Source organism: Ruegeria sp. C10 (assembly GCF_056537805.1).
Genome location: NZ_JBQFSC010000003.1, coordinates 110,058 through 127,888 on the forward strand (window position 1 = coordinate 110,058; position 17,831 = coordinate 127,888).

Annotated in this window: 16 protein-coding genes; 13 read left to right on the forward strand and 3 right to left on the reverse strand. The window is 52.4% G+C overall.

Annotation, left to right across the window (positions count from 1 at the left end; genetic code table 11):
* Positions 1-154: 154 nt before the first annotated feature.
* From ACR0DE_RS14415 to ACR0DE_RS14425, 3 genes are read left to right on the forward strand one after another with little or no spacing between them, the layout of a single operon-like run.
* Positions 155-1,150, forward strand: a complete 996-nt coding sequence (locus ACR0DE_RS14415) for an HlyD family secretion protein (RefSeq protein WP_170689365.1) — start codon at positions 155-157, stop codon at positions 1,148-1,150.
* Positions 1,147-3,846 carry a ribosome-associated ATPase/putative transporter RbbA gene (gene rbbA / locus ACR0DE_RS14420; RefSeq protein ID WP_480753916.1) on the forward strand — a complete coding sequence of 900 codons (2,700 nt, stop codon included), beginning with the start codon at positions 1,147-1,149 and terminating at the stop codon, positions 3,844-3,846. The genes ACR0DE_RS14415 and rbbA overlap by 4 nt, the downstream gene beginning before the upstream one ends.
* Positions 3,847-4,971 carry an ABC transporter permease gene (locus ACR0DE_RS14425; protein ID WP_480753918.1) on the forward strand — a complete coding sequence of 375 codons (1,125 nt, stop codon included), beginning with the start codon at positions 3,847-3,849 and terminating at the stop codon, positions 4,969-4,971. It begins immediately after the preceding gene.
* Between the two features lie 339 nt (positions 4,972-5,310).
* Here the strand turns inward: ACR0DE_RS14425 and ACR0DE_RS14430 are convergent, their stop codons facing one another.
* Positions 5,311-5,931 (reverse strand): cysteine hydrolase family protein, encoded by a 621-nt coding sequence (locus tag ACR0DE_RS14430; RefSeq protein ID WP_480753920.1) that lies wholly within the window; start codon positions 5,929-5,931, stop codon positions 5,311-5,313.
* A 288-nt stretch (positions 5,932-6,219) separates the two neighbouring features.
* On the opposite strand from ACR0DE_RS14430, the gene ACR0DE_RS14435 reads away from it, so the two are divergent.
* Positions 6,220-6,705 carry a GNAT family N-acetyltransferase gene (locus tag ACR0DE_RS14435; protein ID WP_170594452.1) on the forward strand — a complete coding sequence of 162 codons (486 nt, stop codon included), beginning with the start codon at positions 6,220-6,222 and terminating at the stop codon, positions 6,703-6,705.
* Positions 6,706-6,859: 154 nt separating this feature from the next.
* Here ACR0DE_RS14435 and ACR0DE_RS14440 read toward each other — a convergent pair whose 3' ends face one another.
* Both ACR0DE_RS14440 and ACR0DE_RS14445 read right to left on the reverse strand, forming a co-directional pair.
* A complete protein-coding gene (locus tag ACR0DE_RS14440; RefSeq protein ID WP_480753922.1) occupies positions 6,860-7,252 on the reverse strand; it encodes a methylglyoxal synthase in 393 nt (130 codons plus the stop codon).
* Entirely contained in the window at positions 7,249-8,172 is a 924-nt protein-coding gene (locus tag ACR0DE_RS14445; RefSeq protein ID WP_170636541.1) for a GntR family transcriptional regulator, read from the reverse strand. The genes ACR0DE_RS14440 and ACR0DE_RS14445 overlap by 4 nt, the downstream gene beginning before the upstream one ends.
* 390 nt (positions 8,173-8,562) lie before the next feature.
* On the opposite strand from ACR0DE_RS14445, the gene ACR0DE_RS14450 reads away from it, so the two are divergent.
* From ACR0DE_RS14450 to ACR0DE_RS14490, 9 genes are all read left to right on the forward strand, one after another.
* On the forward strand, positions 8,563-9,543 hold the full coding sequence (locus ACR0DE_RS14450; RefSeq protein ID WP_170595265.1) for a tripartite tricarboxylate transporter substrate-binding protein: 981 nt from the start codon (positions 8,563-8,565) through the stop codon (positions 9,541-9,543).
* A 72-nt stretch (positions 9,544-9,615) separates the two neighbouring features.
* Entirely contained in the window at positions 9,616-10,047 is a 432-nt protein-coding gene (locus ACR0DE_RS14455) for a tripartite tricarboxylate transporter TctB family protein (protein ID WP_170594446.1), read from the forward strand.
* Between the two features lie 9 nt (positions 10,048-10,056).
* A complete protein-coding gene (locus ACR0DE_RS14460) occupies positions 10,057-11,601 on the forward strand; it encodes a tripartite tricarboxylate transporter permease (RefSeq protein ID WP_039522586.1) in 1,545 nt (514 codons plus the stop codon).
* A 50-nt stretch (positions 11,602-11,651) separates the two neighbouring features.
* Positions 11,652-12,737 (forward strand): isocitrate/isopropylmalate dehydrogenase family protein, encoded by a 1,086-nt coding sequence (locus ACR0DE_RS14465; RefSeq protein ID WP_170594444.1) that lies wholly within the window; start codon positions 11,652-11,654, stop codon positions 12,735-12,737.
* 12 nt (positions 12,738-12,749) lie between these two features.
* A complete protein-coding gene (locus tag ACR0DE_RS14470; protein WP_170636542.1) occupies positions 12,750-13,487 on the forward strand; it encodes an aspartate/glutamate racemase family protein in 738 nt (245 codons plus the stop codon).
* Positions 13,488-13,497: 10 nt separating this feature from the next.
* Entirely contained in the window at positions 13,498-14,775 is a 1,278-nt protein-coding gene (otnK, locus tag ACR0DE_RS14475; protein ID WP_480753926.1) for a 3-oxo-tetronate kinase, read from the forward strand.
* Positions 14,772-15,413, forward strand: a complete 642-nt coding sequence (gene otnC / locus ACR0DE_RS14480; protein ID WP_480753928.1) for a 3-oxo-tetronate 4-phosphate decarboxylase — start codon at positions 14,772-14,774, stop codon at positions 15,411-15,413. The genes otnK and otnC overlap by 4 nt, the downstream gene beginning before the upstream one ends.
* Before the next feature lie 6 nt (positions 15,414-15,419).
* Positions 15,420-15,893 (forward strand): ribonuclease E activity regulator RraA, encoded by a 474-nt coding sequence (gene rraA, locus ACR0DE_RS14485; RefSeq protein ID WP_480753930.1) that lies wholly within the window; start codon positions 15,420-15,422, stop codon positions 15,891-15,893.
* A complete protein-coding gene (locus tag ACR0DE_RS14490) occupies positions 15,839-16,945 on the forward strand; it encodes an AbrB family transcriptional regulator (protein WP_480753931.1) in 1,107 nt (368 codons plus the stop codon). Before rraA ends, ACR0DE_RS14490 begins: the two co-directional genes overlap by 55 nt.
* Positions 16,946-17,831: the final 886 nt, after the last annotated feature.

Here is a 17,831-nt window from a genome sequence, read left to right on the forward strand (position 1 = left end):
CCTATCGCGAAAGAGCCTGCAACACCCAAACCAGTGTTCATCTAAACAATTGCTTGGAACTGAGGTGCCCGGATCGGTTTTGATCCAAAACAAGGCTTTGAGTCTTTTGAGACACTAAACTCTGTGCCAGAAACCCTGTTTCAGGTGAAACGCTATGACCAAAAACCTATCGGTTTTTCTTATTTTGGCTGGTTTAGTAATTGCTGGTGCGTTGCTGTATGTCGTTGTTGCCGAGGATGGCGATGAATTGCCGGTCGGATTTGTGCAAGGAAACGGGCGGGTTGAAGCGGAACAAGTCGAAATAGCACCAACTAGTGCAGGTCGGGTTGCGAAGGTAACGGCAACAGAAGGCAGTATGGTCGCAACCGGTCAAATCCTGGCCGAAATGGACATAGATGAGCTATCTGCCGCCCTGGATCGGGCTAGAGCCGAAGTAGCCTTGGCAAATCAAACAAAGGCCGAAGCAGAAGCGCTCGTAGTGCAACGCCAAAGCGAACAGCGCAGGGCTGAGCAAGAGCTTGATCGTGCCACGGCGTTGCTGGCAGGACAAAACATCTCCAAAACTATTTTTGAAGATCGCGATACCACTCATAAGGTCGCTACAGCAGTATTGGGCGCCGCCAAAGCCCGAGTTGCAACGGCAGAAAGCCGTATTGCTGCCGCTGAGGCGGAAGTGCGCAGGATTGAGGCACAGATTGAAGACAGCGCTCTAGTGGCACCTTTGCCCGGACGCGTGCTTTACCGGCTTGCAGAACCCGGAGAGGTGGTTGGTGCGGGCGAACCAATCCTGACTATTCTTGGCCTTGAGAATGTTTACATGGAAGTTTTTCTTCCGGCGCGTGAAGCCGGACTTTTGCCCATTGGAGCTGAGGCTCGCATCGTGCTCGACGCTTTGCCGGAATATGCGATACCTGCATACGTGAGCTTTGTTTCTCCCGAGGCACAATTCACCCCCAAACAGGTCGAGACCCTGGATGAGCGAGAGCAACTGGTTTTTCGCGTTCGGGTCCGTATCCCAATAGACTTGGTTGAAAGTCGGATTGAGCACGTCAAAACCGGTCTGCGCGGTGTCGCGGTGATCCGGCTGAACCCAGCCGCTGCTTGGCCTGAGGCGCTTGAACAACGCATCCCGGAAGAGCTGTTCGAATGAGAGTAGAGGATAACGCCTGCGATATTCACATTTCAGGTGTTACGCACCGTTATCGCAAGCATGTTGCATTGGATTCTGTTTCGTTGGAACTGCCAGGCGGCCAGCTTGTTGGCTTTATCGGGCCGGATGGGGTGGGAAAGTCTACACTGCTTGGTTTGATCACCGGCGCAAAGAAACTGCAATCCGGCAATATCGACGTTTTAGGCGGCCCGATTGGCAATTCTGGCCATCGACACAGCATTTGCCCAGCCATCGCTTTCATGCCGCAAGGGTTGGGTCGAAACCTGTATCCGGAGCTGTCTGTACGCGAGAACCTCGAGTTCTTCTCAGGTCTCTTTGCTCAAGGGCATTCAGAGCGGGACGAACGTATCGCAGCGCTATTGGCTGCGACAGGGCTTGCGCAGTTTGAAGACCGTCTGATGGGCAAGCTCTCGGGTGGGATGAAGCAAAAACTAGGCCTTTGCTGTGCTTTAATCCATGACCCCAAACTATTGGTTTTGGATGAGCCAACGACCGGGGTCGACCCGTTGTCGCGTCGGCAGTTCTGGGCTTTGATTGACGCAATCCGAGAAAGAAACCCTGAACTGTCGGTGTTAGTGTCGACGGCGTACATGGAAGAAGCCGACGGTTTTGACCGGATTGTCGCAATGGACGCGGGTCAAGTCATCTTTCAGGGGAAGCCCGCTGAATTGAAAGGGAGTGATGTCGACCTCGAAGTAGCATATCGGCGTCTGAGAGCACGGAAGTTGCCCGTCGAACCGGCGGGGAAAAAAGAGAAGAATGAACAGATAGAATCTAGCCCAGTGATAGTTGCGCGTGGACTTACACGACGCTTTGGTGATTTCACGGCCGTAGACAACGTCGACTTCACAATCAATCGCGGAGAGATATTCGGGTTTCTAGGATCAAACGGTTGCGGCAAGTCCACGACAATGAAGATGTTGACTGGTTTGTTACCTTCCAGCTCAGGTGAAGCACTGTTATTTGGCAATCCTGTCGATGCGTATGATCGCAAAATGAGGCGTGAAATAGGCTACATGAGTCAGGCCTTTTCCTTATATGGCGAGTTGTCGGTACATCAGAACTTACAATTGCATGCGCGGATATTTGCAATTGCCGACCGTGAACAACGCGTTTCGGAACTCACTGAGCGCTTTGGGCTCGAGGAGCACCGGAATACGTTGGCGACGGCACTGCCCCTAGGGATCAAACAGCGACTGTCGCTAGCCGTAGCAGTGATCCACCGTCCGCGGGTGCTAATACTCGACGAACCAACTTCCGGTGTGGATCCAGAGGCACGCGATTCCTTCTGGGACTTGCTGATTGAGCTCTCTAGAAACGAGTCGGTTACAATCTTTGTGTCCACTCATTTCATGGGTGAGGCGGAACGCTGTGATCGCGTTTCTTTTATGCATGCTGGTAGAGTTCTAGCGGAAGGTACTCCGGCTGAACTGATCGCTGTTGAAGGGGCGGAAAACCTTGAAGACGCCTTCATTTCGATATTGGAAGCAGCAGAAAAACCAGTCTCTGTTGTCTCGCCAAAGGTGGGTTTTAGAACCAAATCCCACGCCGGGGGGGGAGCGTTTTCTCGTATATTGGCATATGCGCGGCGCGAAACCGTTGAAGTAGCTCGCGACCCGGTGCGTCTGGCTTTCGCGTTTCTGGGCTCTGCTATTCTAATGTTAGTTTTTTGCTTTGGAATTACGCTGGATATCGATGAGCTTGAATTCGCTGTACTTGACCTTTCTCAAGGGCCGGAGAGTCGTGCTTATTCGGCTGAATTCGCCGGATCGTCCTACTTTAAAGCCACATCGCCGCTGCAAAGCGCCAGCGAAGGGCGCGACCGTCTAGTGGCAGGTGAGGTCTCTCTGGTTGTTGAGTTGCCACCTGACTTTGACCGAAAGATGAGTACGGGTGAACCGACCCAGATACTTGCGACTGTAGACGGTGCTATCCCATTTAAGGGTGAGACGGTTGAAGGCTATGTTTCCGGACTGCACCAATCATTTCTCGCGGAATTTGCCCTTAACAACGGCAAAAGCCAGATAGGTATCGCCAGGATCGAACCCCGGTTTCGCTACAATCAGAGCTTTGAAAGCATCGCCGCGATGGCTCCGGCAATGCCTGCTATCCTACTGATTATGCTGCCAGCTGTTTTGACTGCCGTAAGCGTAGCAAGGGAACGAGAGCTGGGGTCAGTTGTCAATTTCTACGTGACACCAACCACGCGGCTTGAATTTCTAATCGGCAAACAAATTCCGTACATTTTGATCGCCTACGCAAATTTTCTGCTTTTGGCCGGAATGACCGTTCTTCTTTTCGGGGTGCCGTTAAAAGGAAATCCTTTCCCCTTGGCTGTTGGTGCCCTTCTTTACGTTTGGGCAACGACATCCTACGGGCTGTTGATCGCTACAATGACATCCAGTCAGGTGGCCGCAACATTTGCAACTGCCATCGCCTCAGTTGTCCCAACAATCCAGTTCTCAGGTCTGTTGCAACCTGTTTCAACGCTCGAAGGAGGCGCACAAGTGGTGGGCTCTCTTTGGCCTTCCTCATATTTCCTACACCTAAACGTTGGTGCCTTCACTAAAGGTTTGGGTTGGGAAGCCCTTGCGCCAGACATTCTGGCCCTCGCCTACTTCGGACCCGTTCTGACACTGATCGCAGCCCTATGCCTTCGGGCGCAGGAGAAGTGAATGCAGCGCTTCTACTGCATATTCTGGCTAGGCTTGAAGGAAGTGATGAGCCTGCGCCGTGATTGGGTGATGATGGCATTGTTGGTTTGGTCTTTCACGCTGGCCCCGATCATGGAAGCAACGGGAGTGGCAAGTTCTGTAAACAACGCCTCGATAGCGTTTGCGGATGAAGACGACTCGCCACTTTCTCGAGCACTTGCCACAGCGTTTTTTCCACCAGAGTTCCAACCGGTCGTCCAAATCGAACCCGGAAAAGGACCTGCTTACATGGATGCCGGGCGCTTTATTTTCGTTGTGGCTGTGCCCCCCGGATTCGAAAAGGATCTGCGCGCAGGGCGCAGTCCGGAGATTCAAGTTCTTATTGACGCAACCGCTATGGAACAGGCCGGTATTGGTGCAAACTACATCACCAGTATCTTGAGCGCTGAAATACATCGCTATGCAATAGGTATCGATCTAGTAGATGCTCCCTCAATCAGTGTCATTCTAAGAAGCGCCTTCAACCCAAACAGAGACACCGTACGTTTTGCTGGTATCGTTGCTTTGATCGGCCAGATCATGTGGCTCACAACTATATTGACCGGAGCGGCAATGATTAGAGAGCGAGAGCACGGGACCATTGAACATCTCCTTGCCATGCCGCTTGCTCCATTTGACATTGCCATTGCCAAAATTTGGGCGAATGCAGCAGTGGTTTTGGTCGCGGCTGGTCTTTCACTAACCTTTGTGATGCAGGGTTCTTTGGGCATCAGTATCGCTGGATCCAAGATGTTGTTTTTGGTTGGCACGGCGTTGTTTCTTTTTACTGCGACGGCGCTTGGGGTGTTTCTGGCAACCATTGCACGCTCTATGGCGCAGTTCGCGCTTCTGGTCATGTTGATTGTGCTGCCAATGCTAATGCTGTCAGGTGGAGAGACCCCAATTGAAGGTCAGCCAGCGTGGTTGCAGGCAGGTACTTTGGTTTTGCCGTCACGCCACTACATGTCAGCAAGTCAGGCTATTGTTTTCAAAGGCGCTGGTATTGAGACTGTCTGGCCGGAATTCGTTTGGATGACGTTGTTGGGAATTGCTTTGTTACTAATGAGCCTACGGCTTTTTCGGCGTTCTCTTACGCAGATCAGCTAACGCTCCAATCTGTTGGCTTTGACAGATTGGAGCGTTAGCTGATCTGCCTCTGAGGAAAGTTTGGATATCTGCTGGGCAGAAGTCAGGGCATCAGCGACTGTATGAGCGTTAGCCAAAAAATCTCTAGTCATGTTCGTACTATACGCCCCGACGGCTGGATTGCGATGCAATCGAGGTTTTCAAGGGCTATAGTCGCAAACTCAAAGGTTTGTAATGAAAGTGTGGATACCTTCTGCATCAAATGGGCAAGTCCAAGGCCTTCAAGCGACAAAAATCTCCGCCCGTTTCTGCACCCGACAAACTATGCATCCCAACTGGCACTAACGTTTCGATTGCAATTTAGAGCGACGAGATGGCCTTGATCACTGCTTTTCGGCTCTGAACAGCGCCGGTTTGTAGATACTCCATTGCTTTGAGAGCAGCTTCATGGGCTTGGACAGATGACCCGCCAACGCAATCTTCTACTACGCGGCAGAAGTAGTCTGATTGGTGGCCATCGACGAATGTGTAGTGCACACAAACATCTGTCAGCCCGCCGCACAACAAAAGTGTGTCTACCTTTAAACCGCGCAGCAGGATTTCGAAATCGGTGCCAAAAAATGCAGAATACCGTCGCTTCGGTACGATGTAGTCACCTTTGCGATATCCCATCTCATCTTTTGCAACTTCCGTTCTTGGATCACCTTCGAGACAGTGTATGTCTTCGTCACCATCCAGTTCCCTGCCGAAATCGACCTGATCGGGACGATGGACTTCCTGAACGAAGATGACGGGCACTCTGTTTTCATGCGCGGCGTCGACCAAGTCACGCGCAGCGATCATTCGCTGTTTGTAGCCCGGCATGTTGTCGATGGAGCGTACTTCGCTGTCATCAATAAACGTGCTCTTTTGAATGTCGATTACGATTAAGGCAGGTCTACCCTCGATCAGTTTCCTGGCTTGTTTGGTTTTAGTTGTCATGTTCGACCTCTGATTTGCCAGGTCGTCCTGAAAAAAAACGCCCTTGCTTGGCCGGGTCGTCCCAGCGGGCAGATCAAACTTGACTAAATGTGCAACTGATTACGGTCAAGGGTGTGCTGCGTTGTTGTGAAATGAAAAGCATGTGTCCGCGCCCGGGGCAACATTGACCGCAAAGCTGCCGCCAGGGGTAAGTGCTGTGAGTGTCTGCACCGAGCGCAGATTGAGCAATGATGCGAGCAAAACCGACGGCGGCTATACAACTTGACCCATCGTTCATAGTGTAAATGCATGAACAGATTTCGAAATGCCCAACCCTCTGATGCAATTCGATGCTTTGAGATCGAGACTGATGCCTATGAAGGCGACGAAGCAGCTACCCTCGAAAAGATAGCAAAGAGAATCGAGGTCTATCCCGATGGTTTCATTGTTCTCGAGGTCGAAGGCGAGATCGTCGGCTTTGTGAATTGCGGATGTGCATACGATGTCGAAATGTCTGATGAGGAATTCAAAGAGCTTAAGGGGCATGACCCCGGCGCGCCAAATGTCGTTATTATGTCTGTCGTCGTGGATCCGGCGCATCAAGGAAAAGGCCTATCGCGGGCATTGATGACAGAATTCGTCGGCCGCATGAGAAAAATGGGCAAATCCGCGATCTACCTTATGTGCAAAGAGCATCACGTCCCGCTTTATCAGAGATTTGGGTACAACTATCTGCGTCCATCAACCTCTGATCATGGAGGAATGACTTGGCACGAAATGTCTATGCAATTTTGAACCGTTGTTTGGTTGAGCCACGGTGAGTGGAAATTCAACCTAGCGGTAGGATTTCCCCTTCGTCCGTATAGCAATCGCTCGCGATATTCAGGCGAACGGCAGCGTCAAGCCCAAAGCAATCATAGTTCCTAGTGGAGCAGTCGCTTCGTTTGGACTAAGCCTCGCTTATGACCTTCGAGGCAGTCGCTTCATTGATAGCCAGAACAGTGTTGTACAGCGTAGCCAGTCGAAGAAGTGATTTTACGTCGACGTCGTGTGGCAACGCTGATAGTGGATCAATGAAAAAGATCAGTGTGTCGAGCTTCCCTTCGGCAATCATAGCGCCGATTTGAGCGTCGCCTCCCAGCGGACCACTTTTGAGACGCTTGATAGGCACGCCGACTTCATCTGCAATTCGCCCGCCGGTCGTGCCAGTCCCAAAAAGCTCCATCTTGCTCAATGCGGTTTTGTGGGATTTGGCCCACTTGACCATTGTGTCTTTCATCTGATCATGCGCCACAAGCGCGACTCGGTTGCGGCCGTTTGGACCGTCGCTCCCATTGCTCATGATGTTGCTTTCCTCGGTGTTGAAGTGTCCATAGCCCAACTCCATGCCAGCGGAGACTTACGCTTAAGTGCGCCACTCAAATGTTGCCGCATTCTGTAGGAGGCATCCACGGTGTTACCGGATTCCAGGAGTGTAAGGATTTCAAGATGCTCAGTACATTGTTCTATCAATCGTTGATGGTTCACTTCGGCTCGGTACTCCATAAGGCGTCGCATTCTATTCACGCGTTGGAGTGCCATGAGAAAGAACGGGTTTCCGGACAACTTGATGAGCTCCTCATGGAATAGAGCCCCGCTTTCTAGCAGCGCTTCTCCATTAACGGCGTCCATATCCATATCGAGCATTCCCTGCTGAATGCGCCGCTGTTCATCCAGGACTTTGTGATCGAGTTCAAACGAGGGCTCCAGCATGGCGGCTGGTTCTATCGCCATTCTGAACCTGTAAATCTCATCAAATGCCTCGGGTGTTTTTGCGACTGGAAGAAACCGCCAGCCGTAGCCTTCTTTGCGTTCAGCCCAACCTTCTCGAGAAGCGCGGATCAACAGTTCTCCGACCTTAGCTTTAGTCCAGCCGTACTTCTGCTTTAAGAACTGCTCAGTAACTTCTTCTGGAATTTCATTTGTTAGCCAATCGTTTGCAAGCAGTTGGTATTCGTCCAGTTCGCTCGGGTCGACAGTATCCAGGTTTTCTTTGATGGCTGGAGGCAACTTGTCGGCCACAAAGTACCCGCGGTTTTCCAGGCGGATGAGAACATCTTTTTCCTCTAAGGATATAAGCGCCTCGCGCACTGGGGTTCTGGATACGCCATACCTGTCGGCGACTTGCTGAGCGCTTATATGCTGGCCACCTTCAAGTGTACCCGCAACGATATCATGCAAAAGACGGTTCGATATCTTCTTTGACAATTCGCTGGCTCGCATCGGTACGCCTGACTCCTCTTTCCGCTCTCACCTACGTAGATTGCATCTGACAGCTAACATACAGCCAAATTTTAGGTTTTCTACACGTAAAAAGCCAAAGGAAGGTGGATTTTACACTGCTGAGACGATGATGTTCGCGTAAATTGGATTGGTTTTATGACTGTTTGAGCGAAGTTCTTTCATTTCAGGTGAGTGTCGATTCTTCGAAAACACACAATAAAACATATACTTGAAAGGTATCGGGGAATAGCAAGTTCAACTATTTTGGTTTTTCCGATTAAAAAAAGCAAAATAAGATTGGCTTTTTACGCATCAATATGCAATCAAAATAGCCAGTGCGGGATTCGCGCTGAAAAACACTTGGAAAACTGGGGAGGATTACCCGTGTTCATGAAATTTACTTGCATCGGTGTCATAGCTGCTGCGGCAGCCGTCGCCGGCGTGACTGGCGCGTCCGCCGAATTCAAAGCTGAAAGCCCGCAATGCATTGCGCCCTCAAATCCCGGTGGTGGATGGGACTTCATCTGTCGCACAACGGCGAAGTATCTCTTCGATCTCGGGATCATCGAGGATTCGATGCAGGTTACCAATATGAGCGGTGGGGGCGGCGGAGTTGCGTTCGCGCATGTCACGAAAGAGCGCAACGAAGACAACAACCTTATCGTTGCGGCTTCTATGAGTACCAGCGCTCGAATTGCGCAGGGCATCTACGAAGGCGCCCAACAGGATGACGTGCACTTTCTTGCCACTTTCGGAGCTGAATATGGAGCCATCGCTGTTCCAGCAGACTCAAAGTACACCTCTCTTTCTCAGATGATGGAGGACATTGTCGCAGATCCAAAATCAGTTGGGATCGCGGGTGGTTCGTCTGTGGGCAGTTTTGACCACATCAAGCCCATGTTGGTCGCCCGCGAAGCTGGCCTCGAAGATGTAACCCAGATGAAATACGTATCCTTTGACGGTGGCGGTGAAGCCATGACTGGCCTGCTTTCTGGTTCGGTCGAGGCGCTGTCTGGAGACTTCTCCGAGATGCTGGGTTTCCTAGAGTCGGGTGACATCCGCGTAATCTCGATCCTGGCTCCTGAACGTCTGAAGAATTACCCGGATATTCCTACTGCGAAGGAGGAAGGCTTCGACGTCGTTGGCGCGAACTGGCGCGGCCTTTACATGCCTGCCGGAGCAACTGACGAAGCTAAAGAGTTCTGGAAGAACGCGATCATTACGTTGACCGAGGATCCTGGCTTCCAGGCAGAGCTAGAAGCAGCTGCCATTGAGCCGTTCAACAACTTTGGAGACGACATGTACACCTTTGTTGAGGGCAGTATTGCGGACGTGACCAAGCTCTCGAAAGAGATCGGTATCATCCAATAAATGTCATGCGTGCCCAACCGGTCGCATCTGGATGGGCACCTAAAAGAAATTCCGGAAATCTGGGAGAAAACTATGAGTGACCGCATCTTCGGCGGTTTCGGGCTGGCCCTTGCGATATTCTATATTTGGGCCGCATCGATCATCAAAGACAGTTTCATGGTCGATGTCGTAGGTCCGCGCGCCTTTCCTTACATCGTGGGCACCGTTTTAGGCCTAACGTCGCTCTACTTCATTATCCGCCCGGATGAAGAGCCTAAGTGGCCAGGGTTGCGCGACTTTGCCGAGATATTGTTCGCCACTGCTGTGATGTTTCTGTACGCATGGTCTCTTTCCGAGATTGGGTTTGTTATCGCGACAACCTTTGCAACTGCCTACCTAACCTGGCGACTCGGAACCACTCCGCTTTGGTCGCTCGTCGTAGGCCTGCTGACAGCCATCGGTATCTACGTCGTTTTTCACCTAATCCTAGGCCTTTCTTTGGCCGAGGGACCATTGGGGTTCTGAGGGGTAGCCATGGAAACGCTTGCACTTCTTGTTGATGGATTCTCGGTTGCGTTGTCACCGCAAAATCTGTTCCTGGCTGTCGTTGGATGCTTCCTCGGCACTCTGATGGGAGCATTGCCTGGCTTGGGCCCGGCAAATGGGGTTGCTATCCTCATTCCGATTGCCTTCTCGCTCGGGCTTGGGCCCATCCCATCTCTCATCCTTCTTACAAGTGTCTACTACGGCGCCATGTACGGAGGCCGAATTAGTTCGATCTTACTAAACATCCCGGGCGATGAACCCGCGATGATGACGTGCCTCGATGGATATCCGATGGCAAAGAACGGTCAGGCCGGCGAAGCCTTGTCTTTAGGGGGCATCGCATCTTTCTTTGGGGCGTTTGTCGCAACAATTGGCCTGGTGATTTTGGCACCGCAGTTGGTCAAAATCGCGCTGCTTTTCGGACCAGCTGAGTACTTTGTCCTCTTTACAGTCGCATTTGCGACACTGGGTGGTGTGTCCTCTACGAACCAAGCCAAATCTGCTTTCGCAGCTGCACTAGGGCTGGGTATCGCGATGATTGGCAGTGATAGCCAAACAGGGTCGCAGCGCTTCACCTTTGGTGAAATCCACCTCTTCGATGGCATCGACTTCTTGATCGCTATCGTTGGATTGTTCGCACTGAGTGAAGTGTTGATTTTTCTCGAACATCACCGTGGCGGTGCCGTTGGATCAGCTGGCGCGACGAAAGTTGGGCGCATCTTGCCAGACTTCGGCATGATCAAGCGTTGCTTGCCTTCAATCGCTCGCGGCACTGGTCTTGGTTTCTTCTCAGGCGTATTGCCAGGTGCCGGAGCATCGCTGGGGTCATTCCTTGCGTACTCACTGGAGAAACAAAGCGTCGACCGGGATGGGAAATCCTTTGGAAAGGGCGATCCACGCGGTGTTGCAGCTCCGGAGGCAGGCAATAATGCGGCCGCTGGAGGCGCGTTGGTGCCGATGCTTTCGTTGGGCGTACCGGGCTCGGGGACTACCGCCGTTCTGCTGGCTGTTTTGCTGCAACTTAACATTACCCCGGGACCACTGCTCTTCACAAAGAATCCGGACGTGGTTTGGGGGCTGATCGCGGCCTTGTTCATCGGCAACATCATTCTGCTTTTGATGAACGTTCCGTTGGTCGGGTTGTTCACGCGCGTGTTGCTGGTGCCGACGCGCATTCTGATGCCTGTCGTCGCAATGATCTCGTTCGTTGGGATTTACTCGATAACGGGCTCCACCTTCGATGTAATGCTCATGGTTGGTTTCGGTTTTGCAGGCTGGCTTCTACGCAAGCTCGACGTGCCGTTGGTGCCAGTCATCCTGGGCATCCTTCTTGGCAACCAGATGGAAGTGAACCTTCGCCGTGCAATGACGATTTCGGACGGGGATTGGTTGGCGCTGGTGGGAAGCCCCCTCGCAATAATCCTCTGGCTTATCGCAATCGCTGGATTCGTATTGCCCATGTTTGTTGGCCGTCGGGTTAAGGACCGCATGGATGCGCAGCGCCATGACGAAGAGGCATCGGTGGGGGATTAGATCCACCAGATTTCAAGAATGACTGGCTTCGGCCAACAAGGAGACAAAAGATGCGTATCATGACATTGCCCTGCGATGGCATCGGACCTGAAATCATGGCGGCGACTTTGGAAGTCGTTGAGGCCGCCAACAAGAAGTACGATCTGGGATTAACGTTTGAAGAAGAAGAGTCCGGTTTTACCAGCCTCAGGAACCACGGTATCACTCTGCGTGACGACGTGTTGGAACGTGCACGAACTGAGTTCGATGGAGTCATTTTAGGGACGCAGTCCCATATGGACTACCCGCCAGTCGTTGAAGGTGGTCGCAACGTTTCGGCCGGGTTCCGTATCGGCCTCGATCTTTATGCGAATGTGCGGCCGGCCCGCAGCCGTGACTTTCTACCGAACAAAGCGCCCGGGATGGACCTTGTGATCATGCGGGAGGCGACGGAGGGATTCTATCCTGATCGCAACATGTACAAAGGCGTCGGAGAAATGATGCCCGATCCGGACATGGCTTTGTCGGTTCGCAAAATTACGCGACACGGATCAATGCGGATTTGCAGAGAGGCTTTCAAACTGGCCATGCAACGGAAGAAGAAAGTCGCCGCGATTCACAAGGCCAACTCTTTTCTCATGACCGACGGCCTGTTTCTGGAATGTTTCCGCGAGGTGGCGAAGGACTACCCTGAAGTCGAAACCGAAGAGTTGATTGTCGACGCATTTGCAGCGCTGCTGGTTCGAAAGCCGCACGAATATGATGTTATCGTCGCGACTAACTTCTACGGCGATATTCTCTCGGACCTTGCCTCTGAACTGTCAGGGTCTTTGGGGCTCGCTGGGTCGATCAATGCAAACGCTGAAACGGGCTTATGCTGCGCACAAGCACAGCATGGTTCTGCCCCGGACATCCAAGGGCAAAACGTTGCGAACCCGACATCACTTATTCTCTCCGCCGCTATGATGCTCATCTGGCTCGGCGAGCAGAAGGGTAGTCCGAAGCTTATGGAGGCTGGGCAAGCCATTGCGGATGCAGTTGATGCCGTCATCGATGATCCTGCAAAGCGCACCCGTGACCTTGGTGGCACCGTAAACACTGACGCCTTCGGGGCGCTTGTGGCCGAAATGGTCTCCAAGGAAACGATCCCGGCGTGATTGGATCTCCCGGTGGGCAAGCGTGCCCACATCAACTGGTGGCGTCGTTCCTTTCGGCGTCACCCGTCTTTAGCTGGAGCAACTATGAGACGACCAAGATTAGCGTTGATCCATGCAACCCGCGTTGCGATTGATCCAATCGAAGTTGCGGCACGCGAGCACTGGCCGGAAGCAGAAACCATTTCGATCCTAGAAGAGGGGTTGTCTTTAGACAGGTCTAAGCAAGTCGAATTGTCCGCCGATCTTTTCCGGCGCATCGTAGACCTTTGCCGGTATGCGGAAGGCGCTGACGCAGATGGTGTACTGTTCACGTGCTCAGCATTCGGAGCCGCAATCGAAAGAGCAGATTTCGAGGCGCTTATCCCAGTCATGAAGCCGAATGAAGCGATGTTCGATGCGGCTTTCTCATACGGTGATCGCATCGCAATGATTTATACTTTTCCTCCAGCTGCGGCAGGTATGGAAGAGGAATTTCTAGATGCTGCTAGGGCGCGCGGCAGCAATGCGGAGATTACGTCATACTATTGCTCTGGCGCGTTGGCTGCAAAGCAAGCGGGTGATGATGAAAAACACAATCGCCTGATTGCGGAAACCGCATCAAGTATCGACGAAACCGACGTTATTCTTCTAGCCCAGTTTTCGATGTCTGACGCCGTTGAGGATGTCCGTAAGACAGTACAGGTTCCAGTGTTGACCAGTCCACAGGCGGCGATTCACGAAATCCGACGGCGCGTCGAAGGCAATCAGTGAGGGAGGTTCAATGCTAATCGGTGTCATAGCGGACGATTTTACCGGTGCGAGTGATATTGCGAACACCTTGGCCAAGGGCGTTGAGCCGGAAGGTGGATTACGAACGGCTCAGTTCCCGGGTATTCCAACAACCCCGGCCAACGAAGAGATCGAAGCGGGTGTGATCTCGCTCAAAAGCCGCACCGCACCTGTCGAAGAAGCTGTTGCGGACAGCTTGCGAGCCCTGCGGTGGCTTAAGGATCAAGGATGCCAGCAGTTCATCTTCAAGTATTGCTCGACCTTTGATTCCACTAGGCTGGGAAATATCGGCCCGGTTGCGGAAGCGTTGGCCAACGAACTGGGCGCGCAAAAGGTGGTTTTCTGTCCAGCCTTTCCGACAACGGGGCGCACCATCTATCACGGCCATCTATTTGTGTTCGGCAAGCTGTTAAACGAGTCCGGGATGGAAAATCACCCTCTTACTCCGATGACGGATGCCAACATCAAGCGTTGGTTGCAGTATCAGACCCAAGAAGCGGTTGGGTTGGTTTCAATTGACGCCGTGACGCAAGGACCAGAGGCGATTGCTACTGCTTTGCGGAACGTCGACGAACGCTTTGTGATCGGTGATGCGATTTCGGACGAGGATTTGCTGGCCTGGGGCGAGGCTCTGAAGGATGCCCAGCTCATTACTGGGGGATCTGGGATAGCGCTGGGGCTACCCAAGAACTTCGTCAGAAAAGCTTCGTCCAAAAGAGGTGGCAGTGTATTCACAGGTATCGCTGGGCCCGCCGCTATCCTTGCAGGGTCTTGCTCAGGTGCGACCCGTGGTCAGATCGATGTTCATGCTAAATCCCATCCGACCTTCGCCATTGACGTTCCGGGTGTTATGTCCGGGGATGTGACTACGCAAACGCTTCTGGATTTCTTTGAAACGCATCCGGGTCAGGCACCGCTCGCCTATTCATCGGGAAGCCCGGATGATGTGCGGGCGATCCAAGACCAATTCGGTCAGGAAGCGGTTGCAGAAAAACTGGATAGTCTCTTTGAAGATACCGCCCGAGAACTTGTCCAAAAGGGCTACAAGCGATTGGTGGTGGCAGGGGGAGAGACGTCGGGAGCTGTTGCCAAGGCTGTCTCTGAGGCACTGGGGTCTCCGGCCATGTCAATTGGACCAGAGATAGACCCGGGCGTACCAGTCCTGAGCGTTGGAAAAACTAAACCCATTGCGCTGGCTCTAAAGTCTGGAAACTTCGGCGCTCCGGACTTTTTCCCGAAGGCCCTCAGAATGATGGGGGCCGGCAAATGAGTTCTGAAGAACAGGCACTAAGGCAGCAAATGTCGGAGCTGTGTGCCTCGCTGTTTGCACGTGGCTTTTCCGTTGGCACTGCTGGCAACGTCTCTGCGCGTCTGCACGACGGCATCCTCATGACACCAACCAATTCCACCTTGGGCGATATCGACACCGAGCGCATCGCCAAGATTGATTTGGATGGCAATCACGTCTCCGGCGACAAGCCGACCAAGGAAGTCTTTCTGCACCAAGCCTTCTATGAGACGCGGCCAGAAGCTGGCGCCGTGGTCCATCTGCATTCGACCTGGGCCACCGCACTGTCCTGTCTGGAAGACACCGATCCCAATGACTGTATTCCGCCGCTTACACCTTACGTGGTCATGCGCGTCGGCACGGTCAAACTTGTTCCATACGTTAAGCCGGGTGATCCGAACTCCGGTGATTTGATCCGCGAACTGGGCGGCCAGTATAGTGCGGTGCTGTTGGCTAATCACGGCCCCGTCGTTTCAGGGAAGGATCTGTTCTCAGCGGTCTGTGCAGCAGAAGAGCTGGAAGAAACAGCCAAGTTACTCTTGGCACTGCGAGGTATGCCAACCCGAATGCTGGATGTAGCTCAAGTTGCAGAACTCAAAGATTCTTTCGGAAGGATGTAATCCATCATGAAAACCGCTGACCTTATCGATCACCATGCGTCAGAGCTTACACTTGTCCACCTGCCGTTTCGGCAGTTCGGGATAAAACCATTCTTTGCGGCGCACATACAGACAGTGAAGTGCTTCGAAGATAACACGGAACTTAGGGCGCAACTGGAAACACCCGGTGAGGGGCGCGTCTTGGTTGTCGACGGCGGAGCATCAACGCGAATTGCAATTCTTGGCGATATGTTGGCTGATCTTGCGATCAAAAATGGATGGGCTGGTCTCATCCTGAACGCCGCAATTCGAGACAGTGCCGAAATCAATCAAATGGACACTCTGGTATTCGCCTTAGCGACCAGCCCCGTCAAAAGCGCGAAACGTGGATGGGGCGTAATCGGGGAGCCGGTGACTTTCGGTGGGGTTAAATTCCATCCTGGTGATTGGGTTTACGGCGATGCGGACGGCGTGTTGCACAGCAAGAAGCGATTGGTCTGATTTCAAGTTTCGCCAAATTCTCACAGCATGGCGCTATCATAGTCACGGCAGCTGTTGCTGGCTGGCTTGTATCGCTCACAGGCATTCCACTGGGGTGGATGATCGGGTCAATGTTGGTGACCATCGCCGGGTCGTTGAAGCAGTTTCCTGTCAAACTACCGGGCCCTATGTTGGACCTGGTAAGAGCAACTGTAGGTGTGATGTTAGGAGCATCCTTTACGCACGAGTTGCTTTCATCTTTTGGTGCTTGGTGGGTGTCACTGGCCTTCTTACTGTTAGCCCTTGGAATAATGTACGTCCTTGGTTTCTACCTTTTACGACGTATTTCGCGCTTTGATGCATTGACAGCTTCTCTTTGCGCAATGCCGGGTGGCATTGCCGAAATGGTGTTGCTGTCCGAGCAAAAAGGTGCGGATCAGGCTCGTGTCGCTATCGTTCATGCGTTGCGCATTGCATTAGCAATTTTGCTGATTCCGCTACTAATCAACCTGATTGCAGACTTCGAAGTCATTCCACCCGAAGCTCAAACACAGCTGGCTTCGATCACGTTCACCGATTGGATTTGGATCATCGGATGTATTGTTGTGGGAATGCTAGCACGGGGTAGGGTGAAGCTGCCGGCACCTATTGTGGTAGTGCCGATGATATTCAGCGCGGCCGTCCACTTGCTGGGATGGACAGAATTCGAGGTTCCGGTTTCTGTGACTGCGTTGGTGCAAATCTTCATAGGCATTAATGTTGGTGCACGGTTTTCCGGAGTGCCCATCAACGCGTTGATCGCGGCTCTAGGTGCAGCGGGCATGGTTGTCGCTCTCCAGATTTCTGTGGCCTTTTCAGGCGCATTGGCTGTTGCGAACGTGTTGGAAACAGACCCGGTCGCACTCGTCTTGGCCTATTCACCTGGAGGCTTGGCGGAGATGTCAATCATAGCGGTGAGCGTTGGTCGCGATGTTGCATTCGTCGGCGTGCATCACGTCTTTAGGGTCTTGGCGGCGCTTGTTTTGGCACCTGTCCTCATAGCGGCTCTGTCAAAGCGGGATATCAGGCACTGAGGAATCCGATGGAGTTCACTTGCTCAGCAATCGATGCCGCCTTTACTGCGAAGCTTGTATGTCGCCAAAGTACTGGTTGGCTGCCTGCTAGAAATTCGACCGAGCCGCGCTTCATTGAAAGGAATCTACCACAACCTCGCAGATGAGGTGTGTTGTTCGGTTTTGGGTTGAATTACTCCAGTCAAAATGCGCTTTTGATTAAATTTTGGTGCGTTCAAGTTGATCGAGCTATGCTAAAACAATCGAAAATTGAGCGCGTATGGTGAACCGTGCAAACTTATGCGCAAATCGTGCAAACTTATGCGCAATTGCTGTGCAAAATTATGGGCGACGACACCCAGATTTTCTGAATGAAATCAATGATAGGAATGCAGCGTTATGCGCGTCCCTACAGCGGTTGTAGGTTTGCGCATAACACTTCGCACACCCCATAAATTTGCGCAGTTCGCCCACAGTTTTGCACTGCGCGATTGTCGGCATTGGCGACGAATTCAATCAGTTTTGGCCTAGTCGTTGTGGTTTCGACCCTTTGCATTTCTCAATCCCGCAAAGGGCAACTCTAAGGAAACTTGGATTCTCGCGAAGGTCTGCGATGCGCAGAAAGCTGACATTGCAAAGTTGCCGTCCAAAGTTTCGCTTGCCCGACCTGACCGTCCCAGATGGTCGGAGGCTCTTCTTGGAAGTGCGGCACTTTAGATTGTTGGCCTAATTGAGGCAAATTTAGGTACAGAGCATTTTTGGGCTACGTCAGCCAACGTAAACGCCAGGGAATATGGGCAATACGAAATCCAATTATCCAGATGACAATTGACGAACTATTGGTCGACTAATCTCATTGTCCGAGTAAAACCTACCATGCGAGCCTCAGCGCTGCTTTCGTTTGACC

What these genes read in the sequence shown, in the direction of transcription:
- ACR0DE_RS14415 (WP_170689365.1), top strand. Translation starts at nt 155, where the DNA reads ATGACCAAAAACCTATCGGTTTTTCTTATTTTGGCTGGTTTAGTAATT.
- rbbA (WP_480753916.1), top strand. Translation starts at nt 1,147, where the DNA reads ATGAGAGTAGAGGATAACGCCTGCGATATTCACATTTCAGGTGTTACG.
- ACR0DE_RS14425 (WP_480753918.1), top strand. Translation starts at nt 3,847, where the DNA reads ATGCAGCGCTTCTACTGCATATTCTGGCTAGGCTTGAAGGAAGTGATG.
- ACR0DE_RS14430 (WP_480753920.1), bottom strand. Translation starts at nt 5,931, where the DNA reads ATGACAACTAAAACCAAACAAGCCAGGAAACTGATCGAGGGTAGACCT.
- ACR0DE_RS14435 (WP_170594452.1), top strand. Translation starts at nt 6,220, where the DNA reads ATGAACAGATTTCGAAATGCCCAACCCTCTGATGCAATTCGATGCTTT.
- ACR0DE_RS14440 (WP_480753922.1), bottom strand. Translation starts at nt 7,252, where the DNA reads ATGAGCAATGGGAGCGACGGTCCAAACGGCCGCAACCGAGTCGCGCTT.
- ACR0DE_RS14445 (WP_170636541.1), bottom strand. Translation starts at nt 8,172, where the DNA reads ATGCGAGCCAGCGAATTGTCAAAGAAGATATCGAACCGTCTTTTGCAT.
- ACR0DE_RS14450 (WP_170595265.1), top strand. Translation starts at nt 8,563, where the DNA reads ATGAAATTTACTTGCATCGGTGTCATAGCTGCTGCGGCAGCCGTCGCC.
- ACR0DE_RS14455 (WP_170594446.1), top strand. Translation starts at nt 9,616, where the DNA reads ATGAGTGACCGCATCTTCGGCGGTTTCGGGCTGGCCCTTGCGATATTC.
- ACR0DE_RS14460 (WP_039522586.1), top strand. Translation starts at nt 10,057, where the DNA reads ATGGAAACGCTTGCACTTCTTGTTGATGGATTCTCGGTTGCGTTGTCA.
- ACR0DE_RS14465 (WP_170594444.1), top strand. Translation starts at nt 11,652, where the DNA reads ATGCGTATCATGACATTGCCCTGCGATGGCATCGGACCTGAAATCATG.
- otnK (WP_480753926.1), top strand. Translation starts at nt 13,498, where the DNA reads ATGCTAATCGGTGTCATAGCGGACGATTTTACCGGTGCGAGTGATATT.
- otnC (WP_480753928.1), top strand. Translation starts at nt 14,772, where the DNA reads ATGAGTTCTGAAGAACAGGCACTAAGGCAGCAAATGTCGGAGCTGTGT.
- rraA (WP_480753930.1), top strand. Translation starts at nt 15,420, where the DNA reads ATGAAAACCGCTGACCTTATCGATCACCATGCGTCAGAGCTTACACTT.